A 15,796-nucleotide genomic window follows, 5' to 3' on the forward strand; every position below is an offset into this window, starting at 1 on the left:
GACGCGCATCTCTCCCATACGCGATCAATTTTTGCGCTGTGCATATTTGATCATAATTTCCACGCTACAACCTAACGCAGCGTGAGCTTCAAGCTGTTTCTTTCGAGCGAGTGTTGCGCTGCCGTTACAGCAATCTCCGATGACGTTGCTAAGACGCGCGGCCTGGGGGCCATCTAAAGGAAAGAAACTGGAAATGAAGAACTTGTTGCTTGTGACCTGCAGCATCCTCGCGCTTGGCGCGGTCGCACCGGCATTGGGCGCGGATCTCGCTGCGCAGCCCGTCTATAAGGCGCCGCCGCCACCGCCGCAGGTCGCGGCCGCGATCTACGACTGGAGCGGTTTGTACATCGGTATCAACGGCGGTTGGGGCTTCAGCGATGTGACCGGTGGCACGGTGGGTGGCCAGATCGGCTATCGCCAGCAGATGGGCCAGGCGGTGTTTGGTCTTGAAGGTCAGGGCAACTGGGCTGATTTCAGTGGCTCCAATGTCAGCACAACCTTCCCGCTCAATACCAACCGCAGCACGATCGACGCGTTCGGCCTGATCACTGGGCTGATCGGGTACACCTCCAACAACGTTCTGCTTTACGCCAAGGGCGGTGCTGCGGTGACGAGCAACACCTATCAGGTCACCTCAACCCTGACCGGCGCGCAGGTGGCGAGCACCGATAATACGCGCTTGGGCGCAGCGGTTGGCGCTGGTGTGGAGGTCGGATTTGCGCCGAACTGGTCGGTCGGCGTCGAGTACGACCACCTGTTCATGCCGGACACCAACGTGAGCTTCACCACGGCCGCTGGAGTGGTCGCGACCGATCGCATCCGCCAGGATTTCGATCTCCTGACCCTGCGGCTCAATTACAAATTTAGCCCGCCGGTTCTCAAATACTGATCACTTCGCTTTCAAACGGCGGATGAAAGCCCCGGCCCTTAGGCCGGGGCTTTTTTACCGCCACCTAACCGCGTTCTGTTTTCCGGTTCTACGCAAGGATTCTGTCTGCAAACCGTATTGGTTGAGTATTTTCAAGGTGACCCAGCCAAACTCGAACGCTCGAAGGCTGGCAAGGCGAATCTGACACGGTCCGGCACAGTGGTGATGCATGATCGAGGATGAGCACGCAGACGGCCGGACAGCCTCCCCCCGGTCAAGAGCGCGTCCATGCCCAGGCCCACTTCCATTTCTGAGGTCCGCAACGCACTGTTCAGCTTACGAATCTCACGTTTGGGAGCGCCGGATCGGCTTCAGCCCGCTCACACGATCCGATTGTTAAGAGAATGGTAATGCTTGTGCGCGACGTCTAGGCATTCTGCGAGCGCCGGCTGCGCAGAACGCTTGCTTCAACTTTTGTTTGCCCCCCTGGGTTCGACACGCGGAGGCACGGCAAGAGGAATCCGTTTATGTCTTTTGACGATTCAGGCCTAATCTGAGCTACTGTTTGCCTACGTTAACAGCCCCGTCATATGCGTTTAGTCTTTAGCCTTCTGGACCTGGTTGTAGCAGACGCTTTGTCATAGCTGCGCCTCATCGGGAAGCTGATCGGGCAATGCTTTCATGTCCCCGTTCCCATCCTGCTCCGCCTCTGCGACTTTATGAGTCGCAGACAACCGAATGCCAGCGCCTTGTTCCTTTGCATACAAAGAACGCGCAATGCCCGCTACGGTGGAAGAACCATGCTATTTGCCTAAAGAGGGCCGCGGCGTCGCGTCGGTACGCGTGGGCAGTTTCGGATACTCAATCTTAGGCAGCTGCCCCGTCAGCGAATTCAGAAACGCAACAATATCGTTCTTTTCCTTATCGCTGAGCTCGATGCCAAGCTGGGTTTCACCCATCACGCCAACCGCTTGCTTGAGGCTCCAAACCTGGCCTGAATGGAAGTATGGGGCCCGCAACGCGACATTGCGCAACGGCGCGGCGCGGAAAACGTACTCGTCGCTGGCCGCCTTAGTGACCGCGTATCGGCCCTTGTCAGACGCCGGAAGCAGGGTTGCTCCCGGTCTTTCGATCACGCCGAACGGGAAGTAATCCTGTCCGCCAACGTTGATTCCGTTGTGACAAGAGGAGCACCCCGTTTGAATGAAGAGCTTCAATCCTGCCTTCTGCTGATCATTGAGAGCAGTCGAATCGCCTTCAAGGTACTGATCGAATGGAGCAGCGGGTGTAATTAGAGTCGCTTCAAAGGCCTCGATCGCCTTCGCGAAGTTGTCAAAGGTGACCGACGACGCCTCGTTCGGGAACGCCTTCTTGAACATGACGACATAGTCACTCATCGAATTCAACGTATCAAGCACATGATCTGGGGTCGCGTTCATTTCGACACGCGCCTGCACGGGTCCCTTAGCTTGCGCCTTGAGGTCTGCGGCACGTCCATCCCAGAACTGCGCGAGATTGAATACCGCGTTATAGACAGTTGGCGCCCGACGTGGACCCTGCTGCCAGCCATGCCCGACCGAGGTCGGACCGGCATCGACTCCGCCGGTAGCAAGATTATGGCAGCTATTGCAGCTGATGATCCCGCTAGCTGACAGCCGCGGATCGAAGAACAGCATCTTGCCCAGTTCGACCTTGTCGTGAGTGACCGGATTGTCCTTCACAGCAGGCATGATCGAGGGAATCGGTTTGAAAATCTGCCTAGCAGCTCTCATCCAATCATCTTCGGGGCTAGCCTGTGATGAGGCCAACATTACAACGGCCGCAACGGATAGCTTGCGTACAAGGTGAAGCTCCCACGCTAACTTTTTCACAATACCTCTCATCGGCACCAAACAGGACGGCATCGTCCCTGTTTATGTCACGCACTCACGCTTGCCCGAGTGATGGCTGCATCTACTAGCAACCGCCGTGCCAGTGGCGCTCGGCAAAAACTAAGCTGCTGATTTAACTTTCAAAGCAATTGCGACCAGCGGATAACGTTAGATGTCTTGAACCTGACAGAAGCCGTGCGGTGCCAGAAATGCGACAGCCACGAACTGGCGGCGGCCTATTCGCGGGCGAACGGCGCAGGCCTTTTGTGATTATACCGATGCGGCATCCAGCTCGCTGTCTATTCTCAACGAGATTGGATCGTCATGCCATCGAGAAACCTGCGAGCGGACGCCACACGCTCAGGTCAGTTAGCATCAGTTGCCAGCGCTGGCGCCGCGCCTAGGATTCAATGAGATTGAGGCGAATCGCCTTTACGATGGCCTGGGTGCGATTCGTCGTAACCAGTTTGCGCATCACGTTCTTAAGATGAAAATTGACTGTATTGTCGCTGACCTTCAGGATCCTCCCAGTTTCCCAAGACGATTTTCCCTCTGCCACCCAGCGCAGGCAGTCTTTTTCGCGCTCAGATAGGATATTTTTCCTGTTGCAGCTGCTATTCGACGGCCGCGCGATCTCCGCAAACGCCAGATGAAAGTGCCAGGCCAGTGTTTTGAGGTGACTCATACGATATTGAGGATCGGCGTCGTCGAACGGTGATGCAAAGGATACCACAGATAGTCGGCCAAATGCCTCCAACAATGGCACACTCATGCCATGCTTCAGACCTGCCTCTTTGGCCTCGTCTAGTACGCGCTTCTCGCCGGGTTCCAGTTTGGCGAGTTCGTCCCAAACAAACGGCCCCGGAAGCGCTGGTGTCCGCCTGACCACCGGGTCGATGACACGGTAATTGCGTTCAAAATAACGGCGGCACCAGTCTGGCGGGAAGTTCACGGTCCCCGTAGGCGGTAGGTACCCCAGTAGATGAGGCGGCTCCGCGAAGGTAAGCGCTCCGTAAGCGACTTCACTGAAGCCCTCCTCGCTCGCACAGCTCACAAGAAGATCGAACAGCGCTTTAATAGAGCGCGTTTGCTTCGCGCACTCGATGAAGCTGAATAAGTCCATGTGGCGACTCACGAGGGCAGCCAAGAGGGCCGCTATTGCGCCGTTCGATTGAGTGTTTTAAGCGGAGTCTAGTTTTATTCCGCTCAGCGAAGCCCTTGCTCCGCTCTTCATCTAGCCTGAACACTTGCGCGTTACGGCAAATGCTATTCCCGAATTCGTTGACCTGTCGCATCAGGCGCTCAGAAGAGACAGGTGAATCGAAACAGCGGGCACGCCGAGCAAGCAGCGGAGGTGCAGCGGTCACCTAAATTCGAACAGAACACCATAACCGTCGCGCGCATAGCTCATCTCATGTCGGTGGAGGGCTCGCCGAGGACGCAGTAGCCGCCGCATTCGATGCAGCTGTCGAGTGTGATCTCCACCTCGCCCTTGGTCTTCTGCTCGTAACAGCGCGCGGGGTCGACCTTCACGAGAAACAGCAGCTGCGGCGACGCAATTGTGCACGCACACCCCGATATCGGGACCGTGATCGATGACATAGCTGTTATCAACCAGCTTTCGCTTGGGCCAGAGTGAGGGTTCGACATACATGTTTCAGTCTCCGTAGTTGGTGTCCACGATTAGAACGCAAGGTTTCAGTCTCTTGTTTATGCATGATCTCTTTCGAAACCCGGTGGCAACTTTTCCGGATGGTGCGGATTTCTGGCCGCCAGTGTGCCGACGCTGGCGAAGACGCGAGGAGTGACGCAACACGCCGTTGGCGCCGAAGGTCAGTGCCTTAAAGGACTCGGCGGCATCTGGAGGCCCATGATGAGGACGGTGAGCTCGCTGCCGAAGTCGTTGCTTAGCTGCGGCACTGCTAGAAGCGCGAATAGACCGTGGGGGTTGATAATGGTCCGGCTCCCGCTGGTGCATGGAGTTGGCCACGGGGCGCACGCGGATCAGCGCGAAGTCGGAAACCTGCTTGATGCAGACGATATCGTGCATGCGGCTCTCCACAAGTTCCGGGCACTAGGAGGAGAATAGCAAGTCTCGTACCAGTTGCGGCGCTCGCGAGAATCAGGCGTGAAGACAAAGGATTGAGAGAACTGGCGATCGCTTACTTTGCGTTCGGCCATCGAAGCAATTGCGACACACGTTGGAAATGCGACGCCGCCGTTTGCATTAGCTGCGACATGAGTTGATATAGATCAAGAATGCGCGGCCCGGATGCGTCTTGCCGCCTTCCATGGACGATGGTTCACATCGCCAAGAGCAAGTCGAGACATCGGATCGCAACTGACCTCGAGCAGAGCAAGGAGTGCTGAGTTGGTGAGGTTTTCCGATTGTCGATGCCTGCGTTCTTGATTTCCGCTCAGAGTGAACATCTCGTGATTGTAAGTCTTAGCCCCGGCTGCCCAGGGCATTCTATCTATAGTGGATTTGCAACTATTTGCGATCCAGTCAACTACCAAGGCTAGTAATTGCTCGAGATGCCAGAAGGATGCCACCTATCGCTTGAGCTGCGGGATTGCCCGAGCGGCTTGCCTCGATCAAGAAACTGGGGTGAAACACGCCCTGAATCTCCGGCCGGTCGAACGCACCTGCAAGGATTGGCATGCAAGATCAATCACAATCTTATCTCGCCAACGGCCCTGATCGATGGGCCGATTCCTCACTTACAGGAATGCTGCGCACCGAGATCTGCTCCAATCGCGACCTCACCTTCCTCATGGAGGCTCATGATGCGCTCTCGGGCACGATCGCCAAGCGAGCAGGCTTTAAAGGTCTGTGGGCGTCGGGCCTGTCTATTGCCTGCTCGCTCGGCTACCGCGATGCCAACGAAGCGTCGTGGAGCCAAATCGTCGACGTGGTCGAGCGCATAGTGGACTCGACTGAGCTACCTGTGCTCGTTGACGGCGATAGCGGCTTCGGCAATTTCAATAATGCACGCCTCCTAGCACGGAAACTCCGTCAGCGCGGCGCTGCCGGCGTCGCGATCGAGGACAGCTGTTTTCCGAAGATGAACTCGTTTGTGGGCGATCGGCATGCCCTTGCCGATATCGATGAGTTCTCCGGCCGGCTGCGGGCAGTGAAAGATACAGTCGCGGACGACCTGGTCCTCGTGGCACGGATCGAAGCGCTGATCGCCGGCCATGGAATGGAGGAAGCAATTCTACGCGCTAGCGCCTACGCGGCCGCGGGAGCCGACGCGATCCTCATTCACTCGCGTAAGAGCACCGCGGACGAGATCCTCTCGTTCGCGAGTGCCTGGCAGAACTGTCTGCCGGTCGTAATCGTTCCAACGAAATACTATCGAACACCGGCATCTAAATATCGGGAAGCCGGCATCTCCACAGTGATCTGGGCCAACCACTCCATGCGAGCTGCAATAGCGGCGATGCGGCACGTCTGCGGCCGCATTATCGCTGAGGAAGGCATTGCCGGGATTGAGACACATATCGCGACGCTCGACGAGGTATTTGATTTGTTGAGGTACGACGAACTCGCCCGTGCTGAAGCGCGATATCTCCACCCCCCTGAGCTACAGCAATAGCTTTCTCATCCCCATAACAACACACTCCTTGTCGAAGGACTGCTGCCATGCAACCGCCTGCCCTATCGTCAGGCTCCGCTGCAATCTTGAACGAAGTATCTGTTTGTCCTCGCTATATTGGACATGTCGTCAAATGGCGCAACGGACCCTACGCGGCCGAACCATGCAGTCCTGCCGTCTCTTGGCTCAATCTGCTCACCTGTTAGACGGCCAGACATCGAAGAACAGCCACGAACTCATTTCTCTTTCGGAGAGCGACCGACGAGGACCAGATCTGTGCCTTTTGAACCGGGGGCTTGCATTTCCAAGGACGCCGGCAGCTGCAGCAACCATAAGCGGCGGCGAGAGGCTGCTCATCGACTCTTCAGCGCCTGGAAACGACGGGCCGAGAAATCCCGCGACGATAGAAGGAATGAAATGACTACCAATGCTCCCAACAAGGCCGTCATTCTCGCGGCCGGCTTGGGCTCCCGCATGCGTCCGCTGACCAATCTGCGCCCGAAGCCGCTGGTCAAAGTCAACGGAACTTCGATCCTTCACGACGCTCGGCGTAATCTGGAAGCCGTCGGCGTGGAAGAGGTCACAATCGTCGTCGGCTACCGGAAGGACGCAATTCAGTATGCCTGCGGCAGCCGGTTTCGCCACCTGGAGATCAAGTAGGTTGACTCGACCGTCTTCGATCGTACTGGCAGCCCTATTCCCTGTGGTTGGCGCGAGACGCGCTTCTTTCCGGAGACTACTTTCTTCTCGACGGCGACGTCTTTTCGAGGAGGATGTGCTACGCCGCCTGATGATCGGAGAGGCGACCGATGTGGTTGCAGTAACTTCCTTCAATGAATTGATGGAAGCGTCGGCAGCCCTGTTGTCGAATAGCGGCTTCATCTCAGGTTTTCGCATGAAGCAAACCACAGCGACGCTTGTCGCCGATGGTCCGCGACTATTCAAGACGATGAACCTGCTACGAATCCCGGCGCGGGCTCTCAGGGCAACGATCGTTCCAGCGCTGGACGATATCATCGGCTACGGAGCTACTCAATACCGAGGAGCTTCTTGCCTATCTGGTGGAAGCGACCTTATGTGCATGAGTCCGTCTACGACGAGCTCTGCAACGAGTTGGTCGCGATAGCGAAGAACATCGTCGTCGACGACGGTTCAAGCGAGGCACGAAGCTCGGGCCGCTGCAGAATGAGAGCAGTACGAGAACGTGAGGGCGTTTCTCGATGACACGCGCAAGAACGGCAACGTCGTTGCCAGCGGTTCCGCCCTCGGCGGAACAAGCGTCCCTGCCGGAACGAAGGTGTTTGCAATTTCCAAGGCGTCCCTGCGGGCGTTCCGCACCGCACTCTTGATATCGAGATGCCGCACCTCTTGAACGCCATCATGCGGCGCTCCTGATAGAGACGACGGCGGAAAGAAATGAACCCGCAGTGGATCATTTTTGTCTATCTGGGTTGACACGGTTCCCGCGATTGAAGAACGGACGACTAAGTTGCTCGCTGGGTAGTTTTGTCTTGCCACGTCGCCGACCGGGATAAGCTCGGAAGCGACTTCCTCCGTGGCCAGAGTGTACCAGTCTGCTGATCGATGTGCTCGCAAAATCGCGGTATACTGCGGGTTCGAACGTGCGGAGGCCGGTGCAATTGTTTTAGATGCTGCCCAGTGCAAGCGCGTGGAGCAGGAAGCGACCAAAGCCGCTACAGCAGCTATTCCATCGGCGCCGCATCTTCTTTTCCAAGCGCGGCTTGCGCTCAACCGGGCCGCACCGAAGGACAAGATCATAACCGCGATTAAGCGTACCGCACAAGCGGCCAAAGCTACATGATCTTCTAACAACAACGAAGCGCAAAGTGTGCCTAAGGTCTATATCCGAGCAACGTGGCGACGTGACCTCGTTCAACAAATAAGCCAGATGGCGAATACGACAGTAATAACCGACGAATACGTGTCGTTAACTCGTCACGGCGAGGTCCGAGGGTGCCGGGCGCGGCCATGGACCTTGAGTAAAGGAAGCCAAGAACGTCGTCGATATTCCAGTGATGCTCGTAATAGTGACGAAGCTCTGTGATTTCACTGAAATCGGAAGCGCGAACGACTTCTCGATCGGACGTCGTCAGAATGGGCCGAACGGCTCCAGGACCTGCCGGAAAGCGTCCGCCCCAAAACTCCTTGATATCGCTCAACATCGCATCATACCATTCGCCAGGTTCCGAGCCATCCCGGTGACGGTTGATGATCGCAACGCAGCCGTCCGGCTCTAGTATTTGGGTTAGCTTTGCCAACACCGTCCCTCGATCCATCCAGAAGAAGGAGCCCGCAATTGTTGCGATATCAAATGACGGCATCGGTTGGTTTAGGTCTTCAGATCTGGACGCTAGAAACTCTACGTTTTTGATTCCCATAGCTTTCGCGATACGCCTTCCTTCCTGGATCATTTCGTCGCTTGCATCGACGGAAAGCACGTTCGCAACTGAGCGTGCCAAGGGAATACCGATCTGCCCCGTGCCGGCACCAAGATCGAGTGCACGGCTGCTGTTCGTGAGGCCGCAGACCCGAACCAATGATCGGAAAAAGTCGTCTGGATAGGGTATCGCGTGCCGCGCATAGTAGGGCGCGGCACCTCGAAACAGCTCGCTCGCTACGATCATGCCTGCCTCGGTACACGTCGTTTTAATCGGCCCGCGGCTGCTCAAGGGAACACCCGGCCAAAGTCGGCGACGACGGCAGTAATGCTAGTTGCCGTATACATGCCGTATTCGCGAAGCTCGGTTAGCGTTGTGGAGCCGAGATAGCAGGCAAGGCCCGCCGCCCACAGATTAAAAGCTGTGCCTTCGGCAATCGACCCAGGAGCCCATCATGCGCGTCAATGATGACGGACAGGTCGGAACCGAGTAGACGCTGATAGCATCGCCTTTCAGCAAAGGACGTGTCAGCGCATCCGTCAGTACTGTTGGCGAGAACACATTGCGGTTGATTCTGCATGCCGCGATCTTTGCAGGTGACGACAGGCGTGACGCTAATAATTGATAAGTTAGCATTCGTCTCTATCAATCAATTACTAACTTTGGTAGCTGACCGGGACACAAAGTCTCGCAGTCGATTGCGCAGCCCGCAGTTGAGCCATTACACTCGCAAAGTGTTCGATCACTGGTGGCCGGCGCCATCGTATAGCGGGATGCAACTAGTCGCGCTCCTGGAGTCAACTATCAATGCCAGCGATTGACCTAGATAACAGAAGGAAGTCAGCTATTGGTCGATGAGCGTGGGGCGGGTCAAGCGTCACCAGCTCGGGCACCCCCCGGGGCCGAGCGGACACAAATGATTGACCGATTGACCGAGGCACGGCAGCTTCCGTGAAGCGACTATGCGAGCTCGCCGGTGTGCTAGCGCACATATGCGCTCCAAGATCTCTAGATCTCTGTTGGTCTCCTCCGTCAGGCAACGCCGAGACGTCCAGCGATCGGGGTCTGGTGTGTGGCCGATCAAGGCGAGGCCGTAGGCGACGGATTCGAACTGATCGGGTGAAGTGACCTGCGGCGCGACAATCAAGGTGACAGCGCGTATTGCCGCATGTATCGATGTTCCCGATGGACTTCCCATCCAGATTGTCGCGCTGTATGACCCGATCCTCGCCAAAGAGTTTCGGCAAATAGGCGCCGCTCGGCCCGCACGAACGACGCGCCGCCGGTAAGGAACACCTTCTCCGCATCGTGTGCGGCGATGCGGGCCTTGGTCTGCACCTCGTCGACCATCGCGCCGAGCCGCGCGATTTCGTCGGCGACCCTGGCTTGAAGATCGTCTCCTTGATGGTCGCGCCGGTGTCGATCGGCTCGCGCTGGAAACGGAAGTCGACGCTCTCGCGGGTCGAAAGCGCAACCGTGGGTCGGACACGGCGCGATACAGCAAAAACCGAGATCGAGGACGATGGTGGTGATGAAATACTGCAGCAGGTCCGGATTCACTGTGAAGCGTGCGTGATGCCGCAGCTGACGCAGGTCGCCGCTGGCCTTCATCACCGCGAGCTGATGACAGCGGCGAGATTGGTGTTGTCACTGATTGGGATCGGCTCCACCTTGCCGCGTGAACAATAGCTGCTGCCCCTGGCAAGCCGCGGCGACGCGACTTGGTCGATGATGCTATAGTCGAGGTGTCGCCGCCGCCACCGGTAAGGGATGGCCCTGCGGGACCGCGCACAGCACGCCGCCAGAGCGCGGGAAACGCAGACCGCGTTACCGCTGACACGTTCGCCGCCGGCGCCAAGCTCCCTCGACGGGCTGGCCCTTCTCGTCGCCACACCAGCTCCGATAATGCGCACCGCGCTGACAGCCAGCGCTTCGCCGCGGCATGGTGATCTCGAAACTCGTGCTCCCAGCTGTACGTTCGCACACATGAGATCCTGGCAAGAATCCCCGACGACATTGTCTGCCCTACTACACGCTTACTGTTGAGTAGGAGTGACCCTGGAGCCTGTGATACAGCACGGGCGACGCCCGTGCTTCGTGAGTTTGCCGTGATCGGAGACGGGGGACCTGTTGAAGACGCGATCAACGCTGCCCACGCACGTTCACGAGAGCTGTCATAGCACGTGCATGTCACTGCGAAAGTTTTTCATGCGCGCGTTGGAACGACTGGCGAGCCGGCGAGCATGCTCTAAGCAGGCGGGTTGCTCGTCAGCAAATCTTTCGGACCCTATTTCCATAATGAGCGTAGTGTCTGGCAGGAAGGAGAGTTCGGCGAAAATCTCCTCCCACGGAATATCGCCCCAGCCGATCGGCAGATGCAGGTCCCCGATACCAAACGCGGTCGCCTCGGCCGGATGATGAAACTTCTTCGTCACAGCTGACAAGCCAAAGCTATCATGAACATGGAGATGTCCTGTAACCGGCGCCATAGCACGAAGTTGCTCTCGGAAATCGAGGTTGCGGTACGTAGATTCGATATAGGCGTGCGAGAAGTCAGTGACCGCCACAACGTTATCGGAGCCGATGGCGCGGACCGTTTCTGCCATCTCGCTCGGTGTCTGGCGATACTGGTTGCGCGCAGTGGTGAAGACGTTCTCGAGGGCAATGCGCACGGCGTAACGCTGTGCCACCAGTGCCATTTCCGCGAGCGCGTCGCGCTCCATCCGATCGAGATCAGCGGGACTCTCACCAGGGGCGAGGATCGCGCCGCCGGAGTGTTGCACCAAGAGGCCTGCGCCGAGACGATTACAGAGCTCAAGGTTGGCCAGCATGATCTTTTTATGAATCTCGAGATACTCCCGATCCATGAAATTGGAAGTGATCGGTCCGTGTAAGGACAGCTTCTTGAAGCGATAGTTTCCAACGATCTTGGCGACGCGAGCGGCACGCTCCTGCATAATGCGGCCGCCGGACACGATCTCTTCGGCATAGATCGCGATCTCGCACGCATCAGCACCCGTGTCGGCGACCTCCCGCAAGGAGGCATCAAGCTGATTTATGTCGCCCGTACTGACTCGTTTGTAGAAACCGACGGCCGCGATGGACTCACTCATGATTTGTTTCCTCTTAAGGACGATAGATTTGTTTAACAACTGCGACCGCGACGGAAGTGACCATATTTCCGCTTTAGCTTGCCGTGGATGCCAACCAGTATGCCGGCCCTAACGCAAGCATTCTTGGACTGCTTGCGGTGCAGGCAACATTGTGGAGTGCCTGCGCACTTTGCGGTGTGACACCTGAGCCAGGAGCGACCGGCGAAAGCGTGTTCTTCGTCCTATACGGCATGCCGCTTGCGGTGAGCTGGAAACAAGCTGTGGCGCCCCTGTTCGACCGACTCGACCCTCCGCCAGCGAATTCCGCTATAGCGGTTCGCAAGCAAGCTCGTTGCAGCTCCTGCTCTGTCGGCAACGCGTCGGCTACGGCAAACTCGTCAGAATCAATATATTCGAGGAGCGAGTCGCGAACATGTGCCAAGTCTCTAGACAAGATAAGAGCCTCCTACTCAGCGGCCGAGACAACGAGCAGAAACACTCGGTATCGGTCTAAACAATCAGTCGCTCTCGACAAAATCGCGGGCCCAATCGCCAAGGATCGAAATTGAAATCGTCATCAACAAAATGATGAATGTCGGCGTCAAAATTACCCATGGGGCGTTGTAGAGCTGATCGCGACCGCTGCCGATTAGCACACCGAGCGATGTGTCCGGCGGTTGAACACCCAGACCCAAGAAACTGAGCGTTGTCTCCAATAGGATCGTCTGCGGAAAATGAATCGACATGTTGACCAGGAGCACCGCCATTGAATTCGGCAAAACGGAGCGTGTGAGGATGCGGAACGCTGAAGCACCTATTACCAGCTGCGCGTGCACGTAAGGCTGGCTCCTTGCAGATAGGCCAATGGCGCGAGCAAGGCGGGCATAACGTTCCCAGCCGGCTAGGATCATAATGCCCGTGAAAGTCACGAAATCGGAGCTCGGCAAAATGACGATGAATGCGAGAATAAGAATCAGTGTTGGAATGGTGGCCTGAAAATCAACCAATACGCCTATGACACTGTCCAAAAAGCCTTCGGTCCAAGCAGATAAGAGTCCAAGCGTTGTTCCTAGGACCGCCCCGCCAAATGTGCCGATCGCCGCAACCGTCACCGAAACCTGGATGCCGCGGAGAATGAGAGAGACCATGTCGTGACCGAGTCCATCGGTGCCGAGGGGGTAATCCCAGCTCCCGCCCCAAAACACCGGTGGCCTAAATCGTGCTTCGAGATTCACCTCAGCGACATCTCGCGGTGAAAGCGGTCCAGCAAAGACCGCAATGAGAAGGACGAGAAGGACAATCACGGTACACAATGTGACGAGTGTTGGGACTCTGCGCAAACTAATCATACCGGCGACTTTTCGGCGTATAGTCTCGTGACTGTTGATAGGCGTGACCGGCGCGAATCTCGGATACGGGGATCAACAAAGCCATAAGAGAGATCTGCTAGAAAATTTGCCAAGATCATCGTCGTTCCTGCGCAAAGCAATATGGTTTCCACCACCGCATAGTCACGCGCGGCAACGCTTTCGATCAGTAAAGAGCCTACTCCGTGCCAACCGAAGACATTCTCTGTTACCGCCGCAAAAGTAAGAACACCGCCAAACTCGAGCGCTGTGATTGTAATTAACGGCAAGAGCGCATTAGGCAGTGCGTGAGCGCGGTGAATCAACTCTCGCGTCAAACCGCTCGCCTTCGCCGTCTCTATCATCGGATTTGCCATTACCTCCACCACGGCGGAGCGCGTGAAGCGCGCATAGATCGCTGCGGCAACCGCAGACATGCTACCAACCGGCATGATGTAGGATCTCCAATCGACATAGCCGCTAGGCGGAAGCCACCCAAGCCATATCGAAAAAATATAGATAAGCAGAATGCCGAGCAAAAATGGTGGAACAGCGAGTCCAATCACCGCAAGCATAGTTGTTATTCGATCAGTCATCCGACCATTATGGATGGCTGCGTAGAAGCCAACTGGAACGCCAACCGCAATTGAGAAAAATATTGTCGGCACCACCAAACACAGGCTCGCCGGGACCCTGCTTAAAACAAGATCGAGCGCCGGCCCGCTCGTTCTATAAGACAAGCCAAAGTTCAAGTGCACGAGCCCATCTACGTAAACTGCGAACTGTCTCCATAAAGGAAGGCCGAGTCCCCATTTTTGACGAAACGCCTCAAGCGCAGCTGTATTCGTCTCGGGACCTAATAAGATGACGGCAGGATCACCGCTTGCGGCGAGCGTGAAGAATGCAAAACCGAGCAAAACAAAGAGAGTGAGAAGCGCGCGCCCCGCGCGCATGAGAAACCAGCTCATACCACGACCCGTTGGTTTTCGGGCTCTTGCTCAATGCAATCCGGCAAGACTGGAAGGGCTGCAAGTAATTGTTGCGTGTATGCCGCCTTGGGGTGCTGAAATAAGTCGATAGTCTCGCCCTCCTCGACTAATTCGCCTCGGCGCATCACAAGGACACGGTCACAAATGTGACGGATCACCGAAAGATCATGGCTAATAAACAAAATTGTGAGTCCAAGCCGTTCGCGGAGCTCCATGAGCAGATCTAATATCCTCGCCTGAATGGATACATCGAGCGCCGAAACGCTTTCGTCGCATATTAGGACTTTCGGCTGAAGCGTCAGTGCACGGGCGATCGTTGCTCTTTGACGCTGACCGCCTGAGAGGCTACCAGGCTTGCGAGAAAAAAGAGCTTCATCCAGTTGAGCCTCTATCATCTGTCGATGAGCATGAGCAGTGCGCTCGGCTTTGGGGCCAAGGCGATGAACATCCAGCGGAAGACGCACTTGACTCAGTATCCGCGCTGAGGGATCGAGCGCACCGCGCGGATCTTGAAAGATATACTGGACATCGCGACGCCATCGCATCTGTGGCCTGCGCCAGTCGAGCGGTTCGTCGTTCAGAAGAATGCGCCCGCTCGCTGGGACCGTCAACCCAACGGCAGTCTTGGCGAATGTGCTTTTGCCAGAACCACTCTCGCCAACCAGACCGAGAATTTCACCGCGCCTTATGACGGCTGAGACACCTCGCACCGCCTCCAGAACACTGCCATCAGAGCGTTTGTATTGCACGCAAATCTGCTCGAAACGCAAAAGCGGTTTGCTCGCGATAGAGCCGGAGCGGAGCGCGATGGTCCGCTTGTCAGCTTCGTTGCCAGCAGCTGTCAAACGTCTACCGCGGTGAGCAGGTCGCGGGATGGCCGCCAGAAGGTCACGCGTGTAACTCTCTCGGGGGGCTGTAAGCACAGTATCGACATCACCATGCTCGATGATACGCCCGTCCCTCATCACAAGCACACGATCACAAAGTCGATAGACCACAGCCAAATCGTGGGTGACGAAAATTATTGCCATCCCCCGTTCGCGCGAAAGCTGCCTGAGCCGCTGCAGGATTCCAGCTTGCACAGTCACATCAAGGGCCGTGGTTGGCTCGTCCGCGATCAGGAGCTTGGGACGGCGGGCCAGGGCGCAGGCAATAGCTACGCGTTGGGATTGACCTCCCGAGAGCTGATGCGGATAAGAGTCAAGTACCGTCCGATGTTCATCCAGTCCTGCGCTTCTTAGCAACGTCCCCGGATCATCCTCCGTGCGCAATTCCAAATGACGTCTAACAGTCATCAACGGATCGAGCGCACTCATGGGATCTTGAAAAATCATCGATAATCCAACGCCGCGCAGGTGCGCCAAACCGCGCGGCTTTGATAGCGAAAAGCGTTGGCCTTCGAAGATCATTTCACCTTGGACCCGAGCCCGTTCGGGAAGCAATCCAATGAGAGCCCGACAAGTTACACTCTTGCCGGAACCGCTTTCTCCCACAATGCCGAGTATTTCACCTGGCTTTACGTCAAAGGATACATTGCTGACGGCGATATGCCTGAGCGTCGCGCCAAAGGCGACGCTCAGTTCTCTTAACGAGAATAGGGTCGCAACAGAATGTCGATCCAGGATCATCTCG

General features: G+C 56.6%; 11 protein-coding genes and 1 pseudogene. 3 read left to right on the forward strand and 9 right to left on the reverse strand.

The window, feature by feature from the left end; translation table 11 throughout:
- Window positions 1-193: 193 nt before the first annotated feature.
- Complete coding sequence (locus J6524_RS10130; protein WP_225670180.1) at window positions 194-889, forward strand: outer membrane protein; 696 nt, start codon at window positions 194-196, stop codon at window positions 887-889.
- Window positions 890-1,671: 782 nt separating this feature from the next.
- Here the strand turns inward: J6524_RS10130 and J6524_RS10135 are convergent.
- The 3 genes from J6524_RS10135 to J6524_RS10145 all read right to left on the reverse strand — a co-directional run bounded on the left by J6524_RS10135 (window position 1,672) and on the right by J6524_RS10145 (window position 4,341).
- A complete protein-coding gene (locus tag J6524_RS10135; RefSeq protein WP_225670244.1) occupies window positions 1,672-2,679 on the reverse strand; it encodes a cytochrome-c peroxidase in 1,008 nt (335 codons plus the stop codon).
- A 460-nt stretch (window positions 2,680-3,139) separates the two neighbouring features.
- On the reverse strand, window positions 3,140-3,862 hold the full coding sequence (locus J6524_RS10140) for a helix-turn-helix transcriptional regulator (protein WP_225670181.1): 723 nt from the start codon (window positions 3,860-3,862) through the stop codon (window positions 3,140-3,142).
- Window positions 3,863-4,146: 284 nt separating this feature from the next.
- Window positions 4,147-4,341 (reverse strand): hypothetical protein, encoded by a 195-nt coding sequence (locus tag J6524_RS10145; RefSeq protein ID WP_312002373.1) that lies wholly within the window; start codon window positions 4,339-4,341, stop codon window positions 4,147-4,149.
- 1,127 nt (window positions 4,342-5,468) lie between these two features.
- Between J6524_RS10145 and aepX the strand changes: the two genes are divergently transcribed.
- Both aepX and J6524_RS10160 read left to right on the forward strand, forming a co-directional pair.
- Window positions 5,469-6,338: a phosphoenolpyruvate mutase gene (aepX, locus tag J6524_RS10155; RefSeq protein WP_225670245.1), complete on the forward strand. Its 870-nt coding sequence runs from the start codon at window positions 5,469-5,471 to the stop codon at window positions 6,336-6,338.
- A 417-nt stretch (window positions 6,339-6,755) separates the two neighbouring features.
- A pseudogene (locus tag J6524_RS10160) lies at window positions 6,756-7,405 on the forward strand (phosphocholine cytidylyltransferase family protein); the annotation flags it as partial.
- Window positions 7,406-8,191: 786 nt separating this feature from the next.
- Here J6524_RS10160 and J6524_RS10165 read toward each other — a convergent pair.
- From J6524_RS10165 to J6524_RS10190, 6 genes are all read right to left on the reverse strand, one after another.
- Window positions 8,192-8,983: a class I SAM-dependent methyltransferase gene (locus J6524_RS10165; RefSeq protein WP_225670182.1), complete on the reverse strand. Its 792-nt coding sequence runs from the start codon at window positions 8,981-8,983 to the stop codon at window positions 8,192-8,194.
- 897 nt (window positions 8,984-9,880) lie between these two features.
- Window positions 9,881-10,348, reverse strand: coding sequence for a hypothetical protein (locus J6524_RS10170; RefSeq protein ID WP_225670183.1), 468 nt, complete (start codon window positions 10,346-10,348; stop codon window positions 9,881-9,883).
- A 563-nt stretch (window positions 10,349-10,911) separates the two neighbouring features.
- Entirely contained in the window at window positions 10,912-11,850 is a 939-nt protein-coding gene (locus J6524_RS10175) for a sugar phosphate isomerase/epimerase family protein (protein ID WP_225670184.1), read from the reverse strand.
- 497 nt (window positions 11,851-12,347) lie between these two features.
- Window positions 12,348-13,064, reverse strand: a complete 717-nt coding sequence (locus J6524_RS10180; protein WP_225670185.1) for an ABC transporter permease — start codon at window positions 13,062-13,064, stop codon at window positions 12,348-12,350.
- Between the two features lie 110 nt (window positions 13,065-13,174).
- Window positions 13,175-14,143, reverse strand: a complete 969-nt coding sequence (locus J6524_RS10185) for an ABC transporter permease (protein ID WP_225670186.1) — start codon at window positions 14,141-14,143, stop codon at window positions 13,175-13,177.
- Entirely contained in the window at window positions 14,140-15,792 is a 1,653-nt protein-coding gene (locus J6524_RS10190; protein WP_225670187.1) for an ATP-binding cassette domain-containing protein, read from the reverse strand. Before J6524_RS10190 ends, J6524_RS10185 begins: the two co-directional genes overlap by 4 nt.
- Window positions 15,793-15,796 lie beyond the last annotated feature (4 nt).

Origin of the sequence: Bradyrhizobium hereditatis (assembly GCF_020329435.1) — a bacterium.
Classification (GTDB): Bacteria; Pseudomonadota; Alphaproteobacteria; order Rhizobiales; family Xanthobacteraceae; genus Bradyrhizobium; species Bradyrhizobium hereditatis.

Bases quoted from the DNA above. Each gene is read 5' to 3' on its own strand.
- J6524_RS10135 (WP_225670244.1), bottom strand. From the start codon at position 2,679: ATGTTGGCCTCATCACAGGCTAGCCCCGAAGATGATTGGATGAGAGCT.
- J6524_RS10175 (WP_225670184.1), bottom strand. From the start codon at position 11,850: ATGAGTGAGTCCATCGCGGCCGTCGGTTTCTACAAACGAGTCAGTACG.
- J6524_RS10190 (WP_225670187.1), bottom strand. From the start codon at position 15,792: ATGATCCTGGATCGACATTCTGTTGCGACCCTATTCTCGTTAAGAGAA.
- J6524_RS10185 (WP_225670186.1), bottom strand. From the start codon at position 14,143: ATGAGCTGGTTTCTCATGCGCGCGGGGCGCGCGCTTCTCACTCTCTTT.
- J6524_RS10165 (WP_225670182.1), bottom strand. From the start codon at position 8,983: ATGATCGTAGCGAGCGAGCTGTTTCGAGGTGCCGCGCCCTACTATGCG.
- J6524_RS10170 (WP_225670183.1), bottom strand. From the start codon at position 10,348: ATGAAGGCCAGCGGCGACCTGCGTCAGCTGCGGCATCACGCACGCTTC.
- J6524_RS10130 (WP_225670180.1), top strand. From the start codon at position 194: ATGAAGAACTTGTTGCTTGTGACCTGCAGCATCCTCGCGCTTGGCGCG.
- J6524_RS10145 (WP_312002373.1), bottom strand. From the start codon at position 4,341: ATGTCATCGATCACGGTCCCGATATCGGGGTGTGCGTGCACAATTGCG.
- aepX (WP_225670245.1), top strand. From the start codon at position 5,469: ATGCTGCGCACCGAGATCTGCTCCAATCGCGACCTCACCTTCCTCATG.
- J6524_RS10140 (WP_225670181.1), bottom strand. From the start codon at position 3,862: ATGGACTTATTCAGCTTCATCGAGTGCGCGAAGCAAACGCGCTCTATT.